Raw genomic sequence first — 21,418 nt, 5'->3', positions numbered from 1 at the left:
TATCCCCTAATCATACAATTTTATATTAATAAAATATTTCGACTTTACTCAATCAAATTATATCGAATTTGTGAACAAATAACAATGCATGAATGAATACTCTGTTGTACAATAAGAAGAAAAGTAAAGTAAACTGTTTTCATTTTCTAGTTACTATTTACTATTTCATTATGAGTAGAATGTTATATAAAGAAGACTATCTATTGTGAAGTGAAATAGTGAAGTAACTAAATAGTTTAGAATATATAACGAAAACAACAAGAAACAGCTTAGTTTTCTTCTTATAAATAAAGTGGAATGGTAACAAGTAGAGAGGGTTACTTATCCGTTTCGCAAATTAGGTATGCACTTCATACTTGCTAAAGTAAATGGTAAATTGTTTAGAGATACAGGGGGGAGAGTTTTGATTAAACCATTAATCGAATTTTGTGTAGGTAACCTTGCAAGCGGTTCGCAAGCGGCTTTAGAAAAATTAGAAAAAGATCCTAATTTAGACGTAATGGAATATGGTTGTTTAGGATATTGTGGTATCTGTTTTGAAGGTCCATTTGCACTTGTAAATGGTGAAGTTGTACAAGGTGCAACAGTAGAAGAACTTGTAAATAATGTATATGATTATTTGGATGAAAATCCAATGTTTTAAAGCGTTGCAAACAGGCAACGTTTTTCTTTTTTTCATTTATCCCGCTATTTGTGGGCAGTAAGACTCCCACCTCAAAATTCAGCTGAAGCAAAGAAGTTAGGTGGGAGTCGGGCTGCCCGTAAAAGCCCGATTGGTGAAGGCTAATAATCAGTGGGGGATGAACAACCCCCCCACTGATTAAAGTTTCACTTTATTAGGAGTGTTTATTTCGAAAAAAAAAGGCCCTTTTAGAAGGGCTTTTTTCTTACACGATTTGTGTAAGAACGGCTTATTGCCAAAACACTGTCAAATATGAGAAACGGGGGACATTCATATTGTGTTCTAAAAGCATGCATTTTATACTTGAAATAATAAATTATTTTTGGAGTGAATAAAAATGAGCCAATTTTCTTTTACAAAAATGCATGGTCTTGGAAATAGTTATATATATGTAAATATGTTTGAGGAACAAATTAGAGAAGAAGATTTAGCAATTGTAGCGGAAAAGGTTTCAAATATTAATACTGGTATTGGTGCAGATGGAATGATTTTAATTTGTCCTTCTGACGTGGCACCAGTAAAAATGCGCATGTTTAATAACGATGGTTCAGAAGGAAAGAGCTGTGGAAATGGTTTACGCTGCGTAGCGAAATATGCGTATGAGCATAAACTAGTAGAAGGTAAAGTTTTCACAATTGAAACGTTAGCTGGTATTGTTACGGCAGAAGTAACGGTAGAAGATGACAAAGTTACATTAGCGAAAATCGACATGGGAGCACCTCGTTTAACACGTGAAGAGATACCGATGCTTGGTGAAGGAGAAACACCGTTTATTCGTGAAAACTTCTTATACAATAATCACCGTTATGCATTTACAGCTGTTTCAATGGGGAATCCACATGCGGTTATTTTTGTTGATGATGTAGAAAAAGCGCCTCTTACAACGTTAGGACCAGTTCTTGAGACACATGAAATGTTCCCAGAGCGAGTGAATGTTGAATTCATCGAGATTTTGAATGATGAAGAGATGAATTTCCGCGTTTGGGAACGTGGATCTGGTGTAACACAAGCTTGCGGGACAGGAGCATGCGCAGCTGTCGTTGCGGCAATTTTAAATGGAAAAATGGAACACGGTAAAGAAATTACAGTTCACTTAGCAGGCGGCGACTTAATGATCGCATGGACAGAAGAAGGAAATGTATTAATGAAAGGACCTGCGGAAATAATTTGTCGCGGAGTGTATGAGTACAAGATAGAAGCGTAAAGATGTATAATAGAATGAGAACAGAAAGGATGGTGTATTTCATGATTGAAGTAACAGAACAAGCAGCTTTTCAAATTAAAGATATGTTAAAAGATGCTGAAGATGGAGAGAAGTACGTGCGCCTTGCTGTACATGGCGGCGGATGTAGTGGTCTTTCTTACGGCTTAGGTTTTGAAGTAGAACCAAACGAAGACGACACAGTTCTTGAGTTTTTCGGTGTTGAATTTGTTATCGATAAAGAAAGTGCTCCGATTGTTAAAGGAGTGAAAGTTGACTATAAGCAATCTATGCTTGGTGGCGGATTCACAATCGATAATCCAAACGCAATTGCATCATGTGGATGCGGATCATCTTTCCGTACATCGTCGAATGCTGGTAAGCCGGAAGAGTGCTAAGTTTTTTTATTCCGTTAGTCTAGGCGGAAACTGAATCGGAGAGTTACGGATTATACGGTTTAGACCGCAGGAAAACAAGTATCTTTTGGGAGATAAACGACCCTAAAACGTTCAATATACGGTTGTGGAAGATGACCTTCTTAGCGATGGATTCTAATCGTTAGGGAGGTCTTTTCTTTTGCCGTAAAAAAAGAAAAAGAGTATTACAAAGATGGTGAATGCTAGCCCCAAATATCCGCAACTGCCAACAGTGTTTGAATAAAGAAGCGCCCCATCATCGTATTTTCTAGTAGTCCTACGTTTAATGCATGAATTTTAATCCTTTTTGCGTAGTTCATTATGACACCGTTCGTTATAAAAAATCAAAAAAGCCGTCTTCCAAATTTGGAAACCGACTTTTAGATATGTTGTACAACGATCGCATGCTTTAGTTGTACAAGGAATTTTCAAATTTTAATCTAATTTATCTTTGCATAGATGCAGGTATCAGTTAGTTTGTTACCGTCAGCTGAAAGATCTTCATTACGTAATATCCCTTCAAGCTCAAAACCTAGTTTTTCAGGGATCGTACGACTTTTAGTGTTATTAGATTCACATCGTATTTCAATTCTTCTAAATTTGAATAACTGAAATCCAAGGTTTGTTAACGCACTTACTGCTTCTGTCATATATCCATTGCCACTAAATTGCGTGTTAATCCAGTAGCCAATTTCACATTTAGAAATCTTCCAATTAATTCCGTGAAGGCTAGCAGTTCCAATAAAATCATTAGTCCCCTTATGATAGATAAGATAGCGAAAGCTTTCTCTTTTCAAAAAATCTATATGCGCATTTCTTAGGATAATTTCTGTTTCTTCAACAGTAGGAATTGACTGGAATAAAAGCAACCATTGCTTTAACTCATTAATTGAATCCTTAATAGCTTGGTATACTACATTCCCTTCACCAGCTTGAAGTGGTGCTCGAAGAATTAGTCTGTCTGTTTCTATTTGTAACGGAACATCTAATAAAATAGGATGCATATAATTTCTCCTCTCGAAAACTTTAAATTATGACAGAATGAAACTTATATAATAAAAAAACTTTCACCCAAAAGAAATAATTCTTGAGGAAGAGAGTTGCAATTTCTATAATGAATGAATTAAAAAATACCTTATCTCACTAATAGGAAATCCCGTTACAGCATCACTATAAGTTATTATAGAACCGTGCGAAGTACAGGAATACAGTAAAGCTTATTTCCTATAAAGGAACCTACCAAAAATGAGTAAACAATAAATATATATTCAATTAATTACTTAGAAATCCCTTTTCACATATTGAAAACTAAACTGCCAGTTGATACCAAAAAATAGCTAACGAAGTAGCCTAAGGTTGTTCAACTCATGCATGCGTTAGTTGAATAAAGAATTATTATTTTTCATCTATTGGCTTCCAATTTCTTTATTTACACCACGAATATCATGGGAAACCACCTGAACTTCAGCATCATTCCACTTACAAATTGGACATGTTTCCTAATTATTACGTTCTTTTAATGTTTTATAACCGCAACAAGGACAGGTTTGATTATTTATCATATACTCCTAATTTTTTATGCTTTATTTTATCATTTTTTAATCTGCCTTAAACTAAACGCATAATTTACAATTGATAATCCAAATGCAATCGCATCATGTGGTCATCTTTCCATACAGCATCGAATGCTGGTGAGCCAAAAGAGTGCTAAGTTTTTAGCCGAAATAGAAAAAGGTCTTTTATTTTGCTTTAATTGTTCTCTTTCTTACAGCTATAATTGAAGGGTAGAAAGAGGAGGGATATATGCTGGAAGATATTTTTGAATTTGTAGTGAAGTACGTGATAGGTCCTATTTTTAGATGTATAAGATACCTTGTGATAGATATTATAATAGAATGCATAATAGAAGGTGTAATAAATGGTATAAGGAAATTGCGTGATAAAATTCGTGATAAGTGGCGAAACTGGCGCGAAAGACATTATTGGCGGTAATGGATACATAGAAATATTGGTAGTAAAGAGATAGAAGATAAAAAGCCTTAAGAGAGATGAATTATAAAATTCATTTCCCTTAAGGCTTTTTATTTTGAAATTTTGTATACAAAGGGAGATTTGAAATGAGAAAAGATAAGTTCATGAAGGAAGGTCACCATCGTGGTGATCATCATAAAGGAAGAGATAGGTTACATCATTGCGAGAGAGCAATTGCCTTTTTAAAATGGTAGCAACTCATCCGAAATTAGAATCTGTACTCATTCCAATTGGTGACGGGATGACTGTTTCTAGAGTGAAGAAATAATTATTATCTTACAAAAGTGTAATGTTCATGTCATGTTTTTGAATTTCTTCTTTAGAGCTTAGGCTTTAAGATAACAATATAAGAAAAACACATGAGGTGAAGGAAATGAAAAGATATATTGCACTTTTTAGTATTTTAGTTGTATTTGCAAGTCTATTAGTTGGCTGTGATTTAAACCGTATGGGTAAAGATGAGTACTACGTTCAAATTACTACTGATGGAATCGAAAAGAATGAAAAAGCTGATAATGGTCAGCCGCACAAATCATTCGAGTATAAGTTACCTGGATTTGATAAGGATGGTAAAGAAAAAGAAATGGAATTTACCGCTGTGAAAAACCTTCGTAAAGAAGCATTCCTACGCGTATTCCATTCTGATAAAAAGGGCGTAACAGCTTGGGAAGAAGTGAAAAAGGACGAGCTTCCAGCGAAGGTGAAAGAAAAATTAGGTGTGAAATAAAGAATGAAGAAAAGGAATTGACGATCATGGTCAATTCCTTTTTTTGTTTTCGAATTCTTCTTCAGAAATTACTGTAAATCCATGTCTCCGGAATAGCGCTGTTGTTACGCCATATCCAGTTTGTTTATTTCCGTTAAATTCGCCAGTATAAATAGTAGAACTACCACATGAAGGACTGCGTTCTTTCAAAATGATATATTCTGGGTTTAAATCTTTTATTTGTTCTAATGCTTTATAAGCACCACGCACGAAAGCCTCCGTGACGTCTTGTCCTTCTTTCGTCATCACTTTTGCTTTTCCATCTAAAACGTCATCGCCATTACCACCGATAATTTCAGCAGAAGGGCGTGGTGTAGGTAAACCGCCCAATACTTCGGGGCAAACGAGGATGGTGTCTTCCTTTTGTAATAACTCTTCTATTTTTGAAACGAGATTATCGTTGCCGTCATAACGACAAGCAATGCCACCTAAACAAGCGCTAATTACAATCATATTTTCATCTCCAATAAAAAAATATTAAATATCACGCCAATTTCTCTTCCTGTTTCTTACCTATAAATGAGGTGATAAAAATGGGAAGCTTATATAATTTAATGAAACCATATAGTGAATTTCGAAGTAAAGAAGAGTTTAATACATATCAAAAACAAGTTTTTAAATGTTATCAGTTTCAACTAAATAAGACTGATTCTTTAGTTATTCATTTTTTAGGGAAATATGCGGTTAATGAGAAGAACGAAACAGTTGGTGTTGCTTGTCCGTTAATGGAGACAATTGCGACGAATATTGGAAAGAGTATTCGGACGGTACGTCGCTCGATTGCGAAGCTAGAGGAGCTTGGAATTGTAAAGCGTGTTGCGACAAAAGAAAGATATAAGCGCGGCGGATATAGTGCAAACTTATATGTATTTCTTACATCTGCGATTGACCGCATGGATGACCGTATGAAAATGTCCGCATGTGAAAGTGGGGGGCACGCAACTGGCTGTAGTGGAAATGAGCAAAAAAATGAGGGGGAAACAATTCTTTCTAAAAACATTCCACAAATAAAAGAGAAAAGAAAAGTAACGTACGAGCTTGATGAAACGTATTGTCGTCATGATATACCGAAGCCTTTTATATACGCACTTATACCGATGACGAGTCATCCGAAGAAGCTTAATACACTGTGGAGTAAAGTGGAGCTTGCTTACAAAAAAAGCGGATTACTAGAGCAAGGTGTTTTATTAGACCAGATTTTAGCTGATGAAGAAGTGTATGGAAATTTAATTCGGCGGGCTAAAAGTGTTGTGAGAGCGTATAAGTACGGAGAAATTCGTAAAGATGTCGGAGCACTATTGTATAGTACGATGCGAGATTTATTTTTAGAAATTGGATTAGAGTGGGGAGCGGCATTAAGGAGAAGTAAGGGAATACCGTTATTCGATCCATTTAAAAAAGAGTCATGCGTATAATACATGACTCTAAGAGCTAATCGAACTTTCTTACAACTGGGACACGAATTGCTACAAATAGTACAAAGACGATAACGGCGATTGCACCGCTTTTCATAACCGTTACAATTGGAATGCCTATCCCAAGTGCAAGCGATGTAAATGCGTAAGAGAGCGGAATGAATCCCATTGATGAAAGCATGAGTAAACTCATAACGCGTCCCATCATCTCTTCTTTTACCGTCGATTGGATCATTGCCATAAGTGGAACGATAGCCATCGCGATTGTAATACCGTAAAACATTCCGGCTAATAACGCTTGCCAAAGTACAGTGCTAAAGTTGATGGATAGGAAGAATACACCAGACAGTAGCATCATGATAATGCAAAATAGACCACGTCTGCGGTTAATGTTTTTTAATCCGACAATGACAGCTCCTATCGCCATCCCGCCGCCAACAGCAGCTTCTAAGTAACTAAACTGAAGTGAATCACCGTGCAGAACGTTTTTGACGAAGAGCGGGAAGCCTACTTGCATTGGGCCGATTAAAAATAAGTTTAAAAAGGCGCTACATATAAGGAAAGTTGAAAGAAATGGTGATTCTTTTACATATGAAATTCCCTCTTTAATAGAAGTAAACATGCCTTTATCTGTTTCATTTTTTTCGGGTATTGTAAATTGTATTTTTTGAACGAGTATTGCAGCGATAATGAGTAGCAGGATTGTAATTGAAAAAATTGTTTCATAGTTCGTAAATTTAATGAGAATACCGCCAAGTACAGGGCCTAAAATAACCGATCCTTGGTTTGTCATTTGTGTAAGTGAATTTGCTTGTGTTAAACGGCTTTTTTCTACAAGTTCAGGCAGAATAGATCCATCTGCTGACCAGAAGAAAGCGTCAGCAAGTCCGAAGAACAAAGCGAACAAAGCAAATGTATATAGTGTTACATCACCGACGATGAACCAGGTGAGAATGGTTGCGACAAGAATAGCGCGAATAATATTAGAGTAAAACATAATGTTTTTTTTCGGGAATTTATCAGCTAATGCTCCGCCGATAATCATAAAGATGAGCCTTGGAACACTAAGAGCCACGAAAACAATACCGAGTGAAGCCTCAAGGTTTAATGTTTTTGCTATGTACCATGTTTGTGAAAAAGTAAAAAAGGCTAAAGCAAAACTTGAAAAGAGCGTAGCTGCCCAAAGAAAAAGGAAGTTCGTATTTTTTAATAACGGTTTTCCGCTTCCTTCTAAAGCAGATTTATTTTGTTGTAGTTCCTCCATATTGCTTCCTTTCTATGTACCGATTTTAGACTAAAAAACCTATTAACAATCATTTTGTCCCGCGTTAACGGGCAGTAAAACTCCCACCTCAAAATTTGGCTCGAGCAAAGAAGTTAGGTGGGAGACCAACTGCCCGTAAACGCCCGATTGGTGAGGGCTAATACTCAGTGGGGGATGAACAAAACCCCCACTGAGTATAGTTTCACTTTATACAGTTTCTAATATTTCTATACTGCACTTTCTCATTGTAGACAATAATAATGAATTTGCACAGTGGCTATTTCACGACAAAAAAAGATGCCAAAGGGCATCTTTTTTTAAGCTAGTGCAATATAAATATCCAATTGTACGTTATTTGGATCAAGTGCTCTTTCGTCATAAAGCTCAAAGTCTGTTGTAAAAGCACGTTTGTTTTCTTTCGACCATTGCCAAATATATTCCCAAGTTTCACAAACGACTTCAGACACAGGACCTTTTCTCGTTGTAAATACTGCATACGTTGCGGCAGGTATTGTTAAGGCTGTCATATTTTCAGGAACATCGTCTAATGAAGAAACGGACATGCCGATAGTAAATTGATATGTACCAGTTTCATCTGATTCGTAGTTTGAATAGAAGGCGAATGTTTCTTTTGTTTGTTGATGTGGAATTTGATGCATGATTTGTTCTTGGAAGTAGCGATTCCAAAGCATTGGAATCCTTCCTTCAGTCGATGCTTCTTTTTCGTTTGTCGTCGTAATAGAGACACCGATTGCTTGGAAAGCTTCTTTTTTTACGATAATAGGTTCTTTCATTAATAAAACCTCCCTTTATTAAATGAAACGTACGTTCTGTTTTTATTGTAACATATTTTGGAAGGAAGTAATATTTTTTATCAAATTGCAATGTATTTTAGTTAGGAAAAGGAGAGAGTATGAAAAGAACTCCTCTCATGTAAAAGGAGTTCTTTTCATTTCTATATTAAAACATACTTGAGCTATGCATTGGTTGAAGTTTTGCGTTTGGATCGAAGTAAGCTTTTGCATTGTTTACTGCTGTCGGTGCTTCACCAAAGCCGCAAGCAATGAGTTTTACTTTTCCTTCATATGTACAAATGTCACCAGCAGCGTAAATACCAGGAATATTTGTTTCCATTTTTGAGTTCACGAGGATGCTGTTCTTTTGAATATCTAAGCCCCAATTTTTAATTGGACCAAGCGAAGAAACGAAGCCGTAGTTTACGATTACGTCATCAACATCGATGATAACTTTTTCTTCTGTTTTTACGTGCTGAAGGACAACTTGTTCAATCGTATCATCACCGATGAGTTCAACTGGAACGTAAGGTGTGCTTACTTCTGCACGGGAATTCAGTAAGCTTTCTACGCTATGTTCATGTGCACGGAATTTATCACGGCGATGAACAATTGTAACTTTGTCCGCAATCGGTTCTAACATCATTGTCCAATCTACTGCTGAGTCACCGCCGCCGAATACAACGACGCGTTTTCCAGCAAATTTATTCATATCATCAACGAAATAATGCAAGTTTTTCTTTTCGTATTTTGCCCCGCCTTCTAATTCTAAGCGGCGTGGTTGGAAAGCACCATTACCAGCAGTAATAATGACAGATTTAGAGTAGTGAGTTTGTTTATTTGTAACAAGTTTAAATATACCGTCAGCTTGTTTTTCAAGCGTATCAACAGCTTCTTCTAGGCAAACAGTTGGATCGAACTTTTTCATTTGTTCTTTTAAGTTATCAACTAACTCTTGTGCACGCACTTTTGGGAATCCAGCTACATCATAAATATATTTTTCGGGATATAGTGCGGATAATTGCCCTCCAAGTTGAGGTAAGCTTTCAATAATTTTTACACTTGCTTGTCTCATTCCGCCATAAAATGCAGTGAATAGTCCTGTTGGGCCACCACCAATAATCGTTATGTCGTAAACTTTTTGATTTTCTGTCATTTTCATTCCCCCTATAGATGATGGAATTTTAATATTGATTTCATATATTGTTCATATGTACATGAAAATTCTGCAAATGATGACACTTTCAAATAAATGATAGCATATTTCAGTTAATAATACTTCTGAAAACGACTGAATAATAAGTAAGTTTGCACATAGATGTTTTAGAATCGTATAAAATATAGCGAAAGGAAAATACATGAAAAAAAGGCTAAAAAACCCTTGAAAACGCTATGTTATTTTAAAATATTGATAATTCTCTAGGTGCTTGAATTATGGAATAAAACCGACTAATATAGGGAAGTATTATGTTAAATTTCTATGACAAATTTCGTACGATTTTTTGACTGCGTTTTGTTATGATATAGAATGTGATAAATTCCACATTCTTGACAAATAGATTTTTTAGTACTTGGTATTATTTTTTATTACTATTATATAAAGAAAAGGGTTGTGATTTAGTGAAGACTCCAAAAATCGTAGTTTTAGGTGCAGGTTATGGCGGGATGATTACGACTGTTCGTCTGCAAAAAACATTATCTGTAAGTGAAGCTGAAATTACGTTAGTAAACAACAACAGCTATCACTACCAAGCAACTTGGTTACATGAGAGTGCAGCTGGTACATTACAAGATGATAAAATCTGTCTAGATATTCAAGACGTTATTGATACAAATAAAGTGAACTTTGTACAAGATACAGTAGTAGAGATTAAAGCTGCTGAAAAACGTATTATCTTAAAAAATGGTGAATTAGAGTATGATTACTTAGTAATCGGTCTTGGTTTCGAATCAGAAACGTTCGGAATTAAAGGATTAAAAGAGCATGCATTCTCAATCACTAACATTAATGCAACTCGTCAAATTCGTGAGCATATGGAAGAAAAATTCGCTCAATATGCGACTGAAAAACGCGATGAGTTAGTAACAATCGTTGTTGGTGGCGCTGGGTTTACTGGTATCGAGTACGTAGGTGAGCTTGCAAACCGTATTCCTGAACTTTGCAAAGAGTACGATGTTCCACGTGAAAAAGCACGTATCATCTGTGTAGAAGCTGCTCCAACAGCACTTCCGGGTTTCGATCCAGCATTAGTAGAGTACGCTGTAAAACAACTTGAGAAAAAAGGTGTAGAATTCCGCATCGGTACAGCAATTAAGGAAGCAACTGAAGAAGGTATTATCGTTGCAAACGGTGATGATGCAGAACTTCTTAAATCTGAAACTGTAGTTTGGGCTGCAGGTGTTCGTGGTAACGGTATTGTGGAAGAGTCTGGATTTGAAGCAATGCGCGGACGCATTAAAGTGGATGAGTACATGCACGCTCCGGGTCATGAAGATGTATTCATGGTTGGTGACGCAGCGTTAATCATCAATGAGGAGATTAACCGTCCATACCCACCAACAGCACAGATTGCAATTCAAGAAGGTTATAACATTGCACACAATTTAACTGTGTTAGTTCGCGGCAAAGGCGAAATGAAAAAGTTCGCATTTGATAATAAAGGATCTGTATGTTCATTAGGTCATGACGATGCAATGGGCGTTGTTATGGGTAAAAAGTTGACAGGTTGGAAAGCTTCATTCATGAAGAAAGTAATCGATAACCGTTACTTATTCCTACTAGGCGGACCTTTATTAGTTCTTAAAAAAGGTAAATTGAAGTTCTTTTAATATATAGTAGAAAAAGCAGAAACGGCTATGAGCTGTTTCTGCTTTTTTTGTATTGAAAATATAGTATAATATATAAAAAAGAAAGAATATTCTGTCCGTTTGGTGGAGGAGGTTATATCATGGGGAAGCGAGGGAAAGTGTGGTTAGCTGTCAGTGGCTTAGTAGCTACAGAAGATGGGAGATGGCTATTCGTTAAGAAAAAATACGGTGGATTGAAAGGGCAATGGTCTTTACCTGCTGGTTTTGTTAATGAAGGTGAGACTGTTGATGAAGCTGTGAAACGTGAAATTTTGGAAGAGACAGGAATTGTTGCTCATGTAAAGGGGATTATTGGTATTCGCTCGGGTGTTATTCATAATGAAATTAGTGATAATATGATTATTTTTCTTTTAGAGCCAGAGGGAGAAGACGTTATCGTACAGGAGAAAGAATTGTCGGAAGTAGCTTTTTTACATCCAGAAAATATTGCAGATGATCAAAATACTTCTGTACTCATCAAATATTTATTAGAAGGAAGAGCAGAGTCGTATTTTGAAATGGACAAAACATTAAATCCAGGAGAGCAATTTGGTTATACGGCTTATCATGTGTTTACGGCGTATGCGAAGGAGAGGGAGAAGAAGTGAGTATACCGGTACTACTTATTTCAATGATGTTGTTCTTTATTTTATTTTTTGGAATTGGATTTTTACTCAACATGATTTTGCGAGCTACGTGGGTAATGGTTATTGTGTATCCGATTATTTGTATGCTTATTATTAATAAAGCGAGTGTATGGGACTATTTTTCAAAGCCAAAAGAAACATTTTCTTCATTTGGGACGAGTGTATCGCATTTAGGACATGCAGATGTGTTTATTCTATCTACTGGATTAGTAGGTGCTGCTTTAGCAGGAATCATAATTAAAAAACTTCGGAAAAGTGGATATCAAATGTTTTAATCTCCAATCAATTTGGAGATTATTTTTTTGCATATTCCTTCATCGTATAGGGAATGATTAACGATGAAGGAGTGTGGAATATAAAAATGTTAAAACGATATTGTATTCGCATTATGATGACTTGTTTACTTGCATTCGCATTATGCGTAACATGGAAGGCTTTCACAGGAGTTTCTTTATTAGAGATTATAAAATCATATGAAGAAACAAGTGCAAAAGAAGTACATGCAGCAGAAATTGAGAAAAAAATTGCTCCGAGTAAAGAAGTGATAAATGCTTTAGAACAGGCAAATGACTGGTCTAAATATCGCGTTATAGAAATGACTGCAACTGGCTATACATCAGGTATAGAGTCAACTGGAAAGAGGCCGGGGCATCCAGAGTATGGCATTACATATTCAGGTGTTAAAGCAAAAAGGGATTTATATTCCACAATCGCTGCTGACTTGCGCGTATTCCCGCTTGGGACAATTCTATTCGTGCCAGGTTACGGATATGGTGTTGTAACTGATAAGGGCGGTGCTATAAAAGGAAATCGTCTCGATTTATATTATGATACGGTGAAAGATGTTTATAGCCAATGGGGTAAGAAAAAAGTAAATGTGTATATAGTGAAAATAGGAAATGGTAAGTTTTCGGAAGAAGAGTTAACGATGTTAAATCAAGACGAAACGATGCAAGTGTTTCGTGGACAATATTTAAAACAAAGATAGTCTAGTGGTAATAACGCTAGACTTTTTTTTGTCTTATTTCACCATAGAAGATATTGGAGATAGCATCTTTATATGAAACGATAGAATTTAGAATTGTCGCATTTTATCGAAAATAAAGTTATAATAGACATAGAGAAATTTAGGGGGTCTGAACATGTTTCAAGTACAAAAAGAATTAGCAAGTCATGAAGCGGTAATTGTTGCCTTATTTGAAGAAGATAAAACGAATAGCTTTGTACAAGAACTGGATAAAGCGTTTGAAGGACAGTTACAAGTTTTATTAGAAGAAAAAGAACTTTCAACTAAGAAGAAAGCCATTTCAAAAGTACATAGCTTAGGAAAAACAAATGTTAAACGTTATTATTTTGTTGGTTTAGGTAAGAAAGAGTCATATACAACAGAAACGTTACGTGCGGCTCTTAGTAAAGCTTTTAAATCATTACAATCAGCAAAAGTAAAAGACGCAGCAATCTTACTTGACTCTTTCGTAACAGATAAATTAGACACGATTGATGTAGCTCATATTGCATCGGAAGTATATTGCCTTGGTACATACGGATTACAAACATATAAAACGGATGAAAAAGAAAGAGTAGAGTTAGAAAAACTGATTGCTATTACAGCAGAAGATGCACAAGAAATTGAAGCAGCATTAACAGTAGGATACGTACATGGACGTGCAACGAATTCAGCTCGTACACTTGTAAATATGCCGCCAAATGTATTAACAGCGACAAAGCTTGCTGAATATGCAGTTGAATTAGCGGAAAAATACGATATGGATTATAAGGTTCTTGAGAAAGAAGAGATGGAAGAGCTTGGTATGGGTGCATTACTTGCAGTAAACCAAGGATCTACTGAACCGCCTAAAATGATCGCTCTTATTTATAAAGGAAAAGAAGAGTGGAAAGATGTAATTGGATTTGTTGGAAAAGGGATTACATATGATACTGGCGGCTATTCTTTAAAACCACGTGAAGGCATGGTTGGTATGAAAGGTGATATGGGCGGTGCTGCAGCTGTTCTTGGCGCGATGGAGATCATCGGTGAACTTCGCCCTGAGCAAAATGTAATTGCTGTTATTCCATCAACTGACAACGTTGTAAGTGGTACAGCATTTAAGCCAGATGATGTTATTACATCTATGAGCGGAAAAACAATTGAAGTATTAAATACAGATGCAGAAGGTCGCCTAGCGTTAGCTGACGGTATTACGTATGCGAAGAAACTTGGTGCAAATTACTTAGTTGATGTTGCAACATTAACAGGCGGTGTAATTGTTGCACTTGGAAATCATACAACAGGCGCAATGACAAATAATGAAGAATTGTTTGAACAAGTGTTAGAGGCTTCTATGGAAACGGATGAGCCAATTTGGCAATTGCCGATTTTTGAACGTGATAAAGAACGTGTCAAAAACAGTAAATTTGCTGATTTAAATAACTCACCAGGCCGTGAAGGACATGCGGTTATGGCTGGGACATTCCTTGGTGAATTTGCAGAAGAAACACCATGGGTACACTTAGACATCGCTGGAACATCTGAAACAACAGGTGCACATGATTTAGGACCATCTGGAGCAACAGGTGCAATGGTGCGTACACTTGCAACACTTGTTGAGCGTTTCGGAGAAGAATAAAGAATGCAAAAAAAGTTGTCTGGAAAGGTCATCACATAATGAACCTTTCCGGAGCAGCTTTTTTTATTTTATAGGTATTCTATAAAGAAATTGTATATAACGTCCCACTTAAAGCGAATGAAGTACGCCCTGTTTCCTCAGAGACAACTAATATAAGTGAATCGCTTTTCTCTGATAAGCCAATTGCAGCCCTGTGACGTGTTCCTAGCTCAGGATTGATTTCTATACTTTTTGTTAATGGAAGAATATTAGCTGCTGAGACAATATGATTATTTTTAATGAGAACGGCTCCGTCATGAAGAGGGTTCCCTGGATAAAAAATCGATTCAAGTAGTGGCGCGGTTAAGTGTGCGTTTAATGTCGTTCCAGTTTGAATGAAAGAATCAAGAGCGTCACTTCGTTCCACAATAATAAGAGCACCGTGTTTTCGAGCGCTTAAATGTTGGACAGCTGTAGTGATGAAATGTGAACTTTCCGTATAAGGTGATAAATATGCTTGAATATAATATGTAGCTGCTAACGTCTGTACATTTGTTAACATATGATGAATATCTTCCATTTTACATAAAATACATTCATCTTCTTTATCGATTGCATGCTTCATGTTTGATAATTCTTTTTCAGCAATTTCAATCATCTGCTTTGTTTTTATTTTGAGCTCTTCTGACAAGCCCCATTCTTGCATAATCCTCATTCCCTTTGGTGGAGTATTTAACCATAGTGTATACAAATATTTATAGTAAAATCCTGCTAGATTTTAAAAAATATTGAGATGCAGGTTGTTTTTTTCATATAATGAAGGTACGACAGGCGAGAGGAGATGGAAGTATGAATTGGAAACAAGAATTTAGTCGCTGGCTTTCATATGCAGAATTAGACACAGAATTAAAAGAACAGCTAGAAAACATGAAGCAAGATGAGAAGAAAATCGAGGATAGCTTTTATAAAAATCTAGAGTTCGGCACAGGTGGTATGCGTGGTGAACTTGGTGCTGGTACGAACCGTTTAAACGTATATACAGTTCGTAAAGCAACAAAAGGATTAGCTAGGTTTATTGAAAAATTAGGTGAAGAAGCGAAAAAACGTGGTGTTGTTGTCGCGTATGATTCTCGTCATAAATCACCTGAATTCGCAATGGAAGTAGCTGCTACACTTGGTGCACATGGTATTACAACATATGTATTTGAAAGCTTACGTCCAACACCAGTGCTTTCTTTCGCAGTTCGTCATTTACATACAGCAAGTGGAATCGTTCTTACGGCAAGCCATAATCCGCCCGAATATAACGGTTATAAAGTATATGGTGAAGATGGCGGCCAGTTGCCTCCAAAAGAAGCTGATGAGTTAATTAGCTACGTAAATGCAGTAAAAGATGAATTAACAGTTGAAGTTGCTGATGTTGAGCAATTAAAAGCTGACGGTTTATTACATATAATTGGACAAGAAGTAGATGATGCATATGCGGCAGAATTGAACAATGTCATTATTAATAAAGAGATGGTGAAAGAAGTAGGAAAAGATTTGAAAATCGTCTTTACACCATTACATGGAACATCAAATATTTCGGTACGCCGTGGTTTAGAAGAAGTTGGATTTACAGATGTAACAGTTGTAAAAGAGCAAGAGTTACCAGATCCAAACTTCTCTACAGTAAAATCACCAAATCCAGAAGAGCATGCAGCGTTTGAGTATGCAATTCGCGACGGTGAAAAAGTAGGCGCTGATGTGTTAATCGCAACAGATCCTGATGCAGACCGTCTAGGTGTAGCAGTTCGCAATCATGATGGTGAGTTCCAAGTGTTAACTGGTAACCAAACAGGTGCGTTAATGCTTGATTACTTATTATCACAAAAGAAGGAAAACGGAATGCTTCCAGAAAACGGTGTTGTTTTAAAAACAATCGTAACGTCTGAAATCGGCCGTACAATCGCAAAAGCATACGGTTTAGATACAGTTGATACGTTAACTGGATTTAAATTTATCGGTGAAAAAATTAAACAGTATGAAGAAAGCGGACAATATGAATTCCAATTCGGTTATGAGGAAAGCTATGGTTATTTAATCCGTCCATTCTGCCGTGATAAAGATGCGGTGCAATCAGTCCTATTTGCATGTGAAGTAGCTGCGTACTACAAATCACAAGGTAAAACGTTATATGATGGTCTGTTAGAAGTATTTAAGAAGTACGGTTTCTTCCGTGAGGACCTTGTATCGTTAACGTTAAAAGGAAAAGATGGTGCCGAACAGATTCAAAAGATGATGGCAACATTCCGTGAAAATCCTCCGAAAGAAGTAGCTGGTTTAACAGTCGTTGCAGTTGAGGATTATAAGGAAAGCATCATTACAACGTTACAAGATGGAAATAAGGAAGAGATTCACTTACCGAAATCAAATGTGTTAAAATATCAATTAGAAGATGGTTCTTGGTTCTGCTTACGTCCATCTGGAACAGAGCCAAAAATTAAATTCTACTTTGGTGTACAAGATGATTCCTTACAAAATAGTGAACAAAAGTTACTTACTATTAAAGAAGATATTATGAATCGTTTATAATAGAATAGAGTGCTACAGATAGGAAAAGGGGAGAACGGAGAACGGCCTCCTCTTTTCTTGTAGTTTTGTTTGATGTAGAGGATTATTACGAGCTAATGTTATAAATTTGCACTTTACTAAGAGAATTAAAATGAAAAGCGAGGGTATTTGTCATGAAAAAAGTGAGAAAAGCAATTATCCCGGCAGCGGGATTAGGAACACGCTTTTTACCAGCAACGAAAGCAATGCCAAAAGAAATGCTTCCAATTGTAGATAAACCAACAATTCAATACATCGTAGAAGAAGCAGTAAAATCAGGCATCGAAGATATTATTATCGTTACTGGTAAAGGAAAGCGCTCTATCGAAGATCATTTTGATAACGCATTTGAATTAGAGCAAAACTTATTAGAGAAGAAAAAGTATGAGTTACTTGAAAAAGTACAAGCTTCTTCTAAAATGGTAGATATCCATTACATTCGTCAAAAAGAACCAAAAGGATTAGGACATGCTGTTTGGTGCGCGCGTAAATTCATTGGTGATGAGCCGTTTGCAGTATTATTAGGCGATGATATCGTTCAAGCTGAAAAACCATGTTTACGTCAATTAATGGACGAGTATGACAAAACACTTTCTTCTGTTATTGGTGTACAAACTGTTCCTGAAGCAGAAACACATCGCTATGGAATTATTGATCCGTTAGAGCAAGAGGGACGTCGTTATCAAGTTCGTAATTTCGTTGAAAAACCAACGCAAGGTACTGCGCCTTCAAACTTAGCGATTATGGGACGTTACATTTTAACTCCTGAAATCTTTATGTTCTTGGAACAGCAACAAGTTGGAGCGGGTGGCGAAATTCAGTTAACGGATGCAATTCAAAACTTAAATGAAATTCAACGTGTATTTGCATATGATTTCGAAGGAAAGCGTTATGACGTTGGTGAAAAATTAGGATTTGTTCAAACAACAATTGAAATGGCATTGCAGCACGAAGAATTACGTGATGATATGCTAGTAATGATGAAGAAAATTTTAGAAGAGCAAATGAAGCAAGAGTCTTAATATATAGGTTTTCATTTTGTGGCATAATCCCTTGTTGGATTGGCAGTAGAGATATGTAATTTACTGCTTAATCTAACAAGGGATTTTTTTGTGAAAAAGACACTCTGGAGAGAGTGTCTTTAATTAGAACTTAAGTTTTAATCGGTGGGTTTCAGTTCATTAGCTTTTGATTTAATATCATCAGTAATAGCGATATTAATATTTCCAGCTGCTTTTTTGTATTCCTGAATTAATGCATTAACATTTTGATTAAATGAAATCAAACTACCACTTGGAGATTGAGCTTGTTCATTAAGTGCAGTTACAATACCATAGATTTTTTTATATTCTTCATAGATTTCTTTATACTTATTTGGCTGTTCTTTTGCAGCCTCAGAGACTAACCTTAAATCTTTTCCCATGCTGTTATAAAATACATCTACAGCTACAACCATTCCATCAATTTCTTTTTTCTTAGATCTAAGTGCAGTATTGAAATCATTTCGACTATCTATTGCGTTTGACCATGTAGTTGAATACTCGGATAACACATATGACGCAGAGTATTCGAAAGTCTCTATTTTGTTATAAAAAGATGCTGCAGCTTTTAAGTAATCAGTTTCTTTTTTCTTTTGAGCTTGAATAGCCTGATATTCTTCCTCCATATTCGTTACTGATGATATAGTAAAGAGAAGAACAATGATTGATATAACTGATGTAAGAAATAGTATTATTGATGTTATAAAGGTTCTTTTTGCTGGTACTTTTCGGATTTTTTTAATGAACCCGATGACAATAAAGATTAAAGTCGCGCATAAACTAATTATAGCAAGAATTAAAAAGAAAAATGCTAGACCATTTCCAAGCGCATATTTCATTCCTAATTCGCTATTTCCATATAATGTATAACCGCTAATTATACTTATTATAAAGAGTAAAGAAAGTACTCCTACACCTATTTTAATAAGTGTGTTTTTTGATAGTTTCACTGATTTTCCTCCAAAAATTGTTTTTATTAGATGTATAAAATGTAATATTTACCGAACTAGCATAGCAAAATTTATTTCTAATCTGTGTCGGATGTTGTCGAAAATAAAAAAAGAGTTATTCCAGTATACTGAAATAACTCTTTTTTATTATGAAATCGTCGAATGAGAATGCTGATAAGCGGAACGACGTACAGCATAGTATATGCGAGGTGCGATAATAGCGCCGATAATTGTAAACGCAATATCCTTTACTGCAAACCACATCATAATCATCCAAGCAGCTTTATAACTCATATTACCACCCATGAAAATATTGACTGCCCCGTACATATAAGTAGTACCGATAATATACGTTAAAATGATTCCGACGAAAGAAGCAATTGCAAAGGTGCTGAATGTTGGTCGTTCTTTTTGTTCTACTAGTTTTCCTGATACGTAAGCAACGATAATAAATGCGATAATAAAACCACCAGTAGGATCTAAAAGTGCTCCAAATCCAGCTTTGAAGTTAGCGAAGATTGGCGCACCTGCTACTCCAACAAGCATGTAAACAGTCATTGATAATGCCCCAAGTCTACTTCCAAGAAGAAGGCCTGCTAAAATTGCGAAAAATGGTTGCATAGACAATGGAACGCCCGCTATTTGTAGGAATGGTGCCCAAGATACAATATTTGCACCAATGGCCATAAGAGCGACGAACATGGCAGCTAATGCTAAATCTAGAACATGAAATCTTTTCATAATGTTAACCTCCTGTTGCGCTTTGGTTAACATTATCGTAGCGAAAATATTTACTTGTTGTCAATCAAAATATTTTGATAAGAAGGCTTTAAATAGTCTCTAAGCAATGTGTATGGAATACGAAATTGCGGGATTCCGCTTGAATAAGGAGCAATTTCATATAAAGGGAAATAAATCACAAGATTATCCGGTTCTAAAAAATAGTGAAAATTTTTTGTGCTCGTTACTTTTTCGACTGCATCAGGAAAATAAATGCTTTCATTTTGTTCAATTTGTCTTACAATCTCTGTGCGAATTATTTCTTTATATTTATCCTCTTGTTGAAATAAATCGTCTAAGTGTAATAATTTTTTTTCGTTTAAATCAAATGTATTTGCCTTCCACGTATAAAGTCCGTGCGCTCCGCCTGTATATTGATAGTAATTCACATATAGACTTAGGAAAGGTGGTTTGTTTAAAGCTACTTTATAGTCAACATTTGCAACGTATGGATGAAAAGGTGTGCTAGATCCTTCTGTTTCTTTATAATATTTATTCGCTTCTTTTTCTAATTTACTTTTAAATTTAGCAGTAGAGTTTTTGTAATAGGAATTCAGCTTATTTTGAAATTTCGAATCAGAAAAGTTGTGAAAGGAAGGCCTATTAATTTGATATTCTATATAAGGTTTCTTACCTTTTTGCGTTACAGTCTTAACATTGATTGTCAGGTTGGATGCTTTGGCTGCTATTGCACAATTTGGTACAATAGTGAGCAAGGAGAACATAAGCAGTAGTATACAAAATTTCTGTTTCATTTAGGTGAAACCTCCTTATATAAGTGTTATAGGTAGTTTGAAATTAAATAGGTAAAATTATACATTTAATTTGAAGTGAGAGAGGTTGAAAACGATATGTCAAAAACTTTAATGGATTCGCTTGGAATTGAGTTGTTAGAAATGACAGAGGATAAGGTGGTTGCTACAATGCCTGTTGATGAACGTACGCATCAGCCGTTTGGATTTTTACATGGCGGTGCATCTGTTGCATTAGCAGAAACTGTGGCAAGCGTTGGTTCATACAATTTAATTGATCAAGAGAAATGTATTTGTTTTGGATTAGAAATTAATGCAAATCATATTCGCTCAAAGCAAGATGGAATTGTAACAGCAATCGGAACACCGATACATAGAGGACAATCGACAATGGTTTGGGATATTCGCATCATTGATGAAAATGATGATTTACTATGCATATCAAGATGTACAGTAGCAATTAAAGAAAAACGTGAAAAATAGAAAAGAGGCGGCTCTTATGAGCTGCCTCTTTTTTTATCCCGCGTTAACGGGCAGTAAAACTCCCACCTCAAAATTCGGCTTGAGCAAAGAAGTTAGGTGGGAGATCAACTGCCCGTAAACGCCCGATTGGTTCAACTAATAATCAGTGGGGG

Annotated in this window: 23 protein-coding genes and 3 pseudogenes; 16 read left to right on the top strand and 10 right to left on the bottom strand. The window is 35.9% G+C overall.

The features are described from left to right. The first annotated feature begins 403 nt into the window (after window positions 1-403). The 3 genes from CQZ94_RS11330 (at window position 404) to CQZ94_RS11320 (ending at window position 2,281) form a co-directional block, all read left to right on the top strand. Entirely contained in the window at window positions 404-643 is a 240-nt protein-coding gene (locus CQZ94_RS11330) for a YuzB family protein (RefSeq protein WP_000595025.1), read from the top strand. A 376-nt stretch (window positions 644-1,019) separates the two neighbouring features. After that, entirely contained in the window at window positions 1,020-1,886 is an 867-nt protein-coding gene (gene dapF / locus CQZ94_RS11325) for a diaminopimelate epimerase (protein WP_002015893.1), read from the top strand. A gap of 41 nt (window positions 1,887-1,927) precedes the next feature. Next, entirely contained in the window at window positions 1,928-2,281 is a 354-nt protein-coding gene (locus tag CQZ94_RS11320; RefSeq protein WP_105585475.1) for a HesB/IscA family protein, read from the top strand. A gap of 230 nt (window positions 2,282-2,511) precedes the next feature. Here CQZ94_RS11320 and CQZ94_RS11315 read toward each other — a convergent pair. Together CQZ94_RS11315 and CQZ94_RS11310 are read right to left on the bottom strand one after the other, a co-directional pair. Further along, window positions 2,512-2,598 (bottom strand): annotated as a pseudogene (locus tag CQZ94_RS11315) (recombinase family protein); the annotation flags it as partial. Between the two features lie 141 nt (window positions 2,599-2,739). Beyond that, a complete protein-coding gene (locus CQZ94_RS11310; RefSeq protein WP_105585474.1) occupies window positions 2,740-3,303 on the bottom strand; it encodes a GNAT family N-acetyltransferase in 564 nt (187 codons plus the stop codon). A gap of 621 nt (window positions 3,304-3,924) precedes the next feature. On the opposite strand from CQZ94_RS11310, the pseudogene CQZ94_RS31190 reads away from it, so the two are divergent. From CQZ94_RS31190 to CQZ94_RS11295, 4 genes and pseudogenes are all read left to right on the top strand, one after another. After that, window positions 3,925-4,010: pseudogene (locus CQZ94_RS31190) on the top strand (iron-sulfur cluster assembly accessory protein); the annotation flags it as partial. A gap of 92 nt (window positions 4,011-4,102) precedes the next feature. Beyond that, entirely contained in the window at window positions 4,103-4,291 is a 189-nt protein-coding gene (locus CQZ94_RS31705) for a hypothetical protein (RefSeq protein WP_105585473.1), read from the top strand. Between the two features lie 223 nt (window positions 4,292-4,514). Then, window positions 4,515-4,598, top strand: a pseudogene (locus CQZ94_RS32375) (O-methyltransferase); the annotation flags it as partial. Between the two features lie 105 nt (window positions 4,599-4,703). Further along, a complete protein-coding gene (locus CQZ94_RS11295) occupies window positions 4,704-5,057 on the top strand; it encodes a YxeA family protein (protein WP_002129712.1) in 354 nt (117 codons plus the stop codon). Between the two features lie 30 nt (window positions 5,058-5,087). Here the strand turns inward: CQZ94_RS11295 and CQZ94_RS11290 are convergent, their stop codons facing one another. Next, window positions 5,088-5,549 (bottom strand): 2-thiouracil desulfurase family protein, encoded by a 462-nt coding sequence (locus CQZ94_RS11290; protein WP_105585472.1) that lies wholly within the window; start codon window positions 5,547-5,549, stop codon window positions 5,088-5,090. Window positions 5,550-5,629: 80 nt separating this feature from the next. On the opposite strand from CQZ94_RS11290, the gene CQZ94_RS11285 reads away from it, so the two are divergent. Further along, window positions 5,630-6,511, top strand: coding sequence for a helix-turn-helix domain-containing protein (locus CQZ94_RS11285; protein ID WP_105585471.1), 882 nt, complete (start codon window positions 5,630-5,632; stop codon window positions 6,509-6,511). A 16-nt stretch (window positions 6,512-6,527) separates the two neighbouring features. On the opposite strand, the gene CQZ94_RS11280 is transcribed toward CQZ94_RS11285, so the two are convergent. The 3 genes from CQZ94_RS11280 to CQZ94_RS11265 all read right to left on the bottom strand — a co-directional run bounded on the left by CQZ94_RS11280 (window position 6,528) and on the right by CQZ94_RS11265 (window position 9,725). Then, window positions 6,528-7,775 (bottom strand): MFS transporter, encoded by a 1,248-nt coding sequence (locus CQZ94_RS11280; protein WP_105585470.1) that lies wholly within the window; start codon window positions 7,773-7,775, stop codon window positions 6,528-6,530. Between the two features lie 317 nt (window positions 7,776-8,092). Next, window positions 8,093-8,569 carry a GyrI-like domain-containing protein gene (locus tag CQZ94_RS11270; RefSeq protein WP_105585469.1) on the bottom strand — a complete coding sequence of 159 codons (477 nt, stop codon included), beginning with the start codon at window positions 8,567-8,569 and terminating at the stop codon, window positions 8,093-8,095. Between the two features lie 166 nt (window positions 8,570-8,735). Beyond that, the gene (locus CQZ94_RS11265) at window positions 8,736-9,725 is read right to left on the bottom strand and encodes an NAD(P)/FAD-dependent oxidoreductase (protein WP_142395813.1); all 990 of its coding nucleotides are present in this window, start codon (window positions 9,723-9,725) and stop codon (window positions 8,736-8,738) included. A gap of 464 nt (window positions 9,726-10,189) precedes the next feature. Here CQZ94_RS11265 and CQZ94_RS11260 point away from each other — a divergent pair, with 464 nt between their 5' ends. From CQZ94_RS11260 to CQZ94_RS11240, 5 genes are all read left to right on the top strand, one after another. Further along, on the top strand, window positions 10,190-11,398 hold the full coding sequence (locus tag CQZ94_RS11260; protein ID WP_002112603.1) for an NAD(P)/FAD-dependent oxidoreductase: 1,209 nt from the start codon (window positions 10,190-10,192) through the stop codon (window positions 11,396-11,398). A 119-nt stretch (window positions 11,399-11,517) separates the two neighbouring features. Beyond that, window positions 11,518-12,024 (top strand): NUDIX hydrolase, encoded by a 507-nt coding sequence (locus CQZ94_RS11255; RefSeq protein ID WP_105585467.1) that lies wholly within the window; start codon window positions 11,518-11,520, stop codon window positions 12,022-12,024. Next, entirely contained in the window at window positions 12,021-12,338 is a 318-nt protein-coding gene (locus CQZ94_RS11250; protein WP_002089308.1) for a YuiB family protein, read from the top strand. Before CQZ94_RS11255 ends, CQZ94_RS11250 begins: the two co-directional genes overlap by 4 nt. Window positions 12,339-12,424: 86 nt before the next feature. Further along, window positions 12,425-13,051: a 3D domain-containing protein gene (locus CQZ94_RS11245; protein WP_142395812.1), complete on the top strand. Its 627-nt coding sequence runs from the start codon at window positions 12,425-12,427 to the stop codon at window positions 13,049-13,051. 154 nt (window positions 13,052-13,205) lie between these two features. Continuing rightward, window positions 13,206-14,690 (top strand): leucyl aminopeptidase, encoded by a 1,485-nt coding sequence (locus tag CQZ94_RS11240; protein ID WP_105585465.1) that lies wholly within the window; start codon window positions 13,206-13,208, stop codon window positions 14,688-14,690. A gap of 79 nt (window positions 14,691-14,769) precedes the next feature. Here the strand turns inward: CQZ94_RS11240 and cdaS are convergent, their stop codons facing one another. Next, window positions 14,770-15,375 carry a sporulation-specific diadenylate cyclase CdaS gene (gene cdaS, locus CQZ94_RS11235; protein WP_105585464.1) on the bottom strand — a complete coding sequence of 202 codons (606 nt, stop codon included), beginning with the start codon at window positions 15,373-15,375 and terminating at the stop codon, window positions 14,770-14,772. Window positions 15,376-15,518: 143 nt separating this feature from the next. On the opposite strand from cdaS, the gene CQZ94_RS11230 reads away from it, so the two are divergent. Then, a complete protein-coding gene (locus CQZ94_RS11230) occupies window positions 15,519-17,243 on the top strand; it encodes a phospho-sugar mutase (protein WP_105585463.1) in 1,725 nt (574 codons plus the stop codon). 152 nt (window positions 17,244-17,395) lie between these two features. After that, window positions 17,396-18,283, top strand: coding sequence for a UTP--glucose-1-phosphate uridylyltransferase GalU (gene galU / locus CQZ94_RS11225; RefSeq protein ID WP_105585462.1), 888 nt, complete (start codon window positions 17,396-17,398; stop codon window positions 18,281-18,283). Window positions 18,284-18,420: 137 nt separating this feature from the next. On the opposite strand, the gene CQZ94_RS11220 is transcribed toward galU, so the two are convergent. The 3 genes from CQZ94_RS11220 to CQZ94_RS11210 form a co-directional block, all read right to left on the bottom strand. Then, entirely contained in the window at window positions 18,421-19,251 is an 831-nt protein-coding gene (locus tag CQZ94_RS11220) for an MFS transporter (RefSeq protein WP_105585461.1), read from the bottom strand. A 147-nt stretch (window positions 19,252-19,398) separates the two neighbouring features. Further along, window positions 19,399-19,992, bottom strand: a complete 594-nt coding sequence (locus CQZ94_RS11215) for a biotin transporter BioY (RefSeq protein WP_105585460.1) — start codon at window positions 19,990-19,992, stop codon at window positions 19,399-19,401. Between the two features lie 50 nt (window positions 19,993-20,042). Further along, window positions 20,043-20,786, bottom strand: coding sequence for a DUF3298 and DUF4163 domain-containing protein (locus tag CQZ94_RS11210; protein ID WP_105585459.1), 744 nt, complete (start codon window positions 20,784-20,786; stop codon window positions 20,043-20,045). Between the two features lie 96 nt (window positions 20,787-20,882). On the opposite strand from CQZ94_RS11210, the gene CQZ94_RS11205 reads away from it, so the two are divergent. After that, entirely contained in the window at window positions 20,883-21,266 is a 384-nt protein-coding gene (locus CQZ94_RS11205) for a hotdog fold thioesterase (protein WP_002145111.1), read from the top strand. Window positions 21,267-21,418 lie beyond the last annotated feature (152 nt).

Origin of the sequence: Bacillus sp. MYb209, assembly GCF_002975175.1 — a bacterium.
Classification (GTDB): Bacteria; Bacillota; Bacilli; order Bacillales; family Bacillaceae_G; genus Bacillus_A.
The sequence above is the reverse complement of the archived record's forward strand: the minus strand, read 5'-3'. Positions and strand labels throughout refer to the sequence as shown.

What these genes read in the sequence shown, in the direction of transcription:
- CQZ94_RS11240 (WP_105585465.1), top strand. Translation starts at nt 13,206, where the DNA reads ATGTTTCAAGTACAAAAAGAATTAGCAAGTCATGAAGCGGTAATTGTT.
- cdaS (WP_105585464.1), bottom strand. Translation starts at nt 15,375, where the DNA reads ATGCAAGAATGGGGCTTGTCAGAAGAGCTCAAAATAAAAACAAAGCAG.
- CQZ94_RS11295 (WP_002129712.1), top strand. Translation starts at nt 4,704, where the DNA reads ATGAAAAGATATATTGCACTTTTTAGTATTTTAGTTGTATTTGCAAGT.
- CQZ94_RS11215 (WP_105585460.1), bottom strand. Translation starts at nt 19,992, where the DNA reads ATGAAAAGATTTCATGTTCTAGATTTAGCATTAGCTGCCATGTTCGTC.
- CQZ94_RS31705 (WP_105585473.1), top strand. Translation starts at nt 4,103, where the DNA reads ATGCTGGAAGATATTTTTGAATTTGTAGTGAAGTACGTGATAGGTCCT.
- CQZ94_RS11245 (WP_142395812.1), top strand. Translation starts at nt 12,425, where the DNA reads ATGTTAAAACGATATTGTATTCGCATTATGATGACTTGTTTACTTGCA.
- dapF (WP_002015893.1), top strand. Translation starts at nt 1,020, where the DNA reads ATGAGCCAATTTTCTTTTACAAAAATGCATGGTCTTGGAAATAGTTAT.
- CQZ94_RS11230 (WP_105585463.1), top strand. Translation starts at nt 15,519, where the DNA reads ATGAATTGGAAACAAGAATTTAGTCGCTGGCTTTCATATGCAGAATTA.
- CQZ94_RS11255 (WP_105585467.1), top strand. Translation starts at nt 11,518, where the DNA reads ATGGGGAAGCGAGGGAAAGTGTGGTTAGCTGTCAGTGGCTTAGTAGCT.
- galU (WP_105585462.1), top strand. Translation starts at nt 17,396, where the DNA reads ATGAAAAAAGTGAGAAAAGCAATTATCCCGGCAGCGGGATTAGGAACA.
- CQZ94_RS11280 (WP_105585470.1), bottom strand. Translation starts at nt 7,775, where the DNA reads ATGGAGGAACTACAACAAAATAAATCTGCTTTAGAAGGAAGCGGAAAA.
- CQZ94_RS11310 (WP_105585474.1), bottom strand. Translation starts at nt 3,303, where the DNA reads ATGCATCCTATTTTATTAGATGTTCCGTTACAAATAGAAACAGACAGA.
- CQZ94_RS11205 (WP_002145111.1), top strand. Translation starts at nt 20,883, where the DNA reads ATGTCAAAAACTTTAATGGATTCGCTTGGAATTGAGTTGTTAGAAATG.
- CQZ94_RS11285 (WP_105585471.1), top strand. Translation starts at nt 5,630, where the DNA reads ATGGGAAGCTTATATAATTTAATGAAACCATATAGTGAATTTCGAAGT.
- CQZ94_RS11320 (WP_105585475.1), top strand. Translation starts at nt 1,928, where the DNA reads ATGATTGAAGTAACAGAACAAGCAGCTTTTCAAATTAAAGATATGTTA.
- CQZ94_RS11290 (WP_105585472.1), bottom strand. Translation starts at nt 5,549, where the DNA reads ATGATTGTAATTAGCGCTTGTTTAGGTGGCATTGCTTGTCGTTATGAC.
- CQZ94_RS11270 (WP_105585469.1), bottom strand. Translation starts at nt 8,569, where the DNA reads ATGAAAGAACCTATTATCGTAAAAAAAGAAGCTTTCCAAGCAATCGGT.
- CQZ94_RS11210 (WP_105585459.1), bottom strand. Translation starts at nt 20,786, where the DNA reads ATGAAACAGAAATTTTGTATACTACTGCTTATGTTCTCCTTGCTCACT.
- CQZ94_RS11265 (WP_142395813.1), bottom strand. Translation starts at nt 9,725, where the DNA reads ATGACAGAAAATCAAAAAGTTTACGACATAACGATTATTGGTGGTGGC.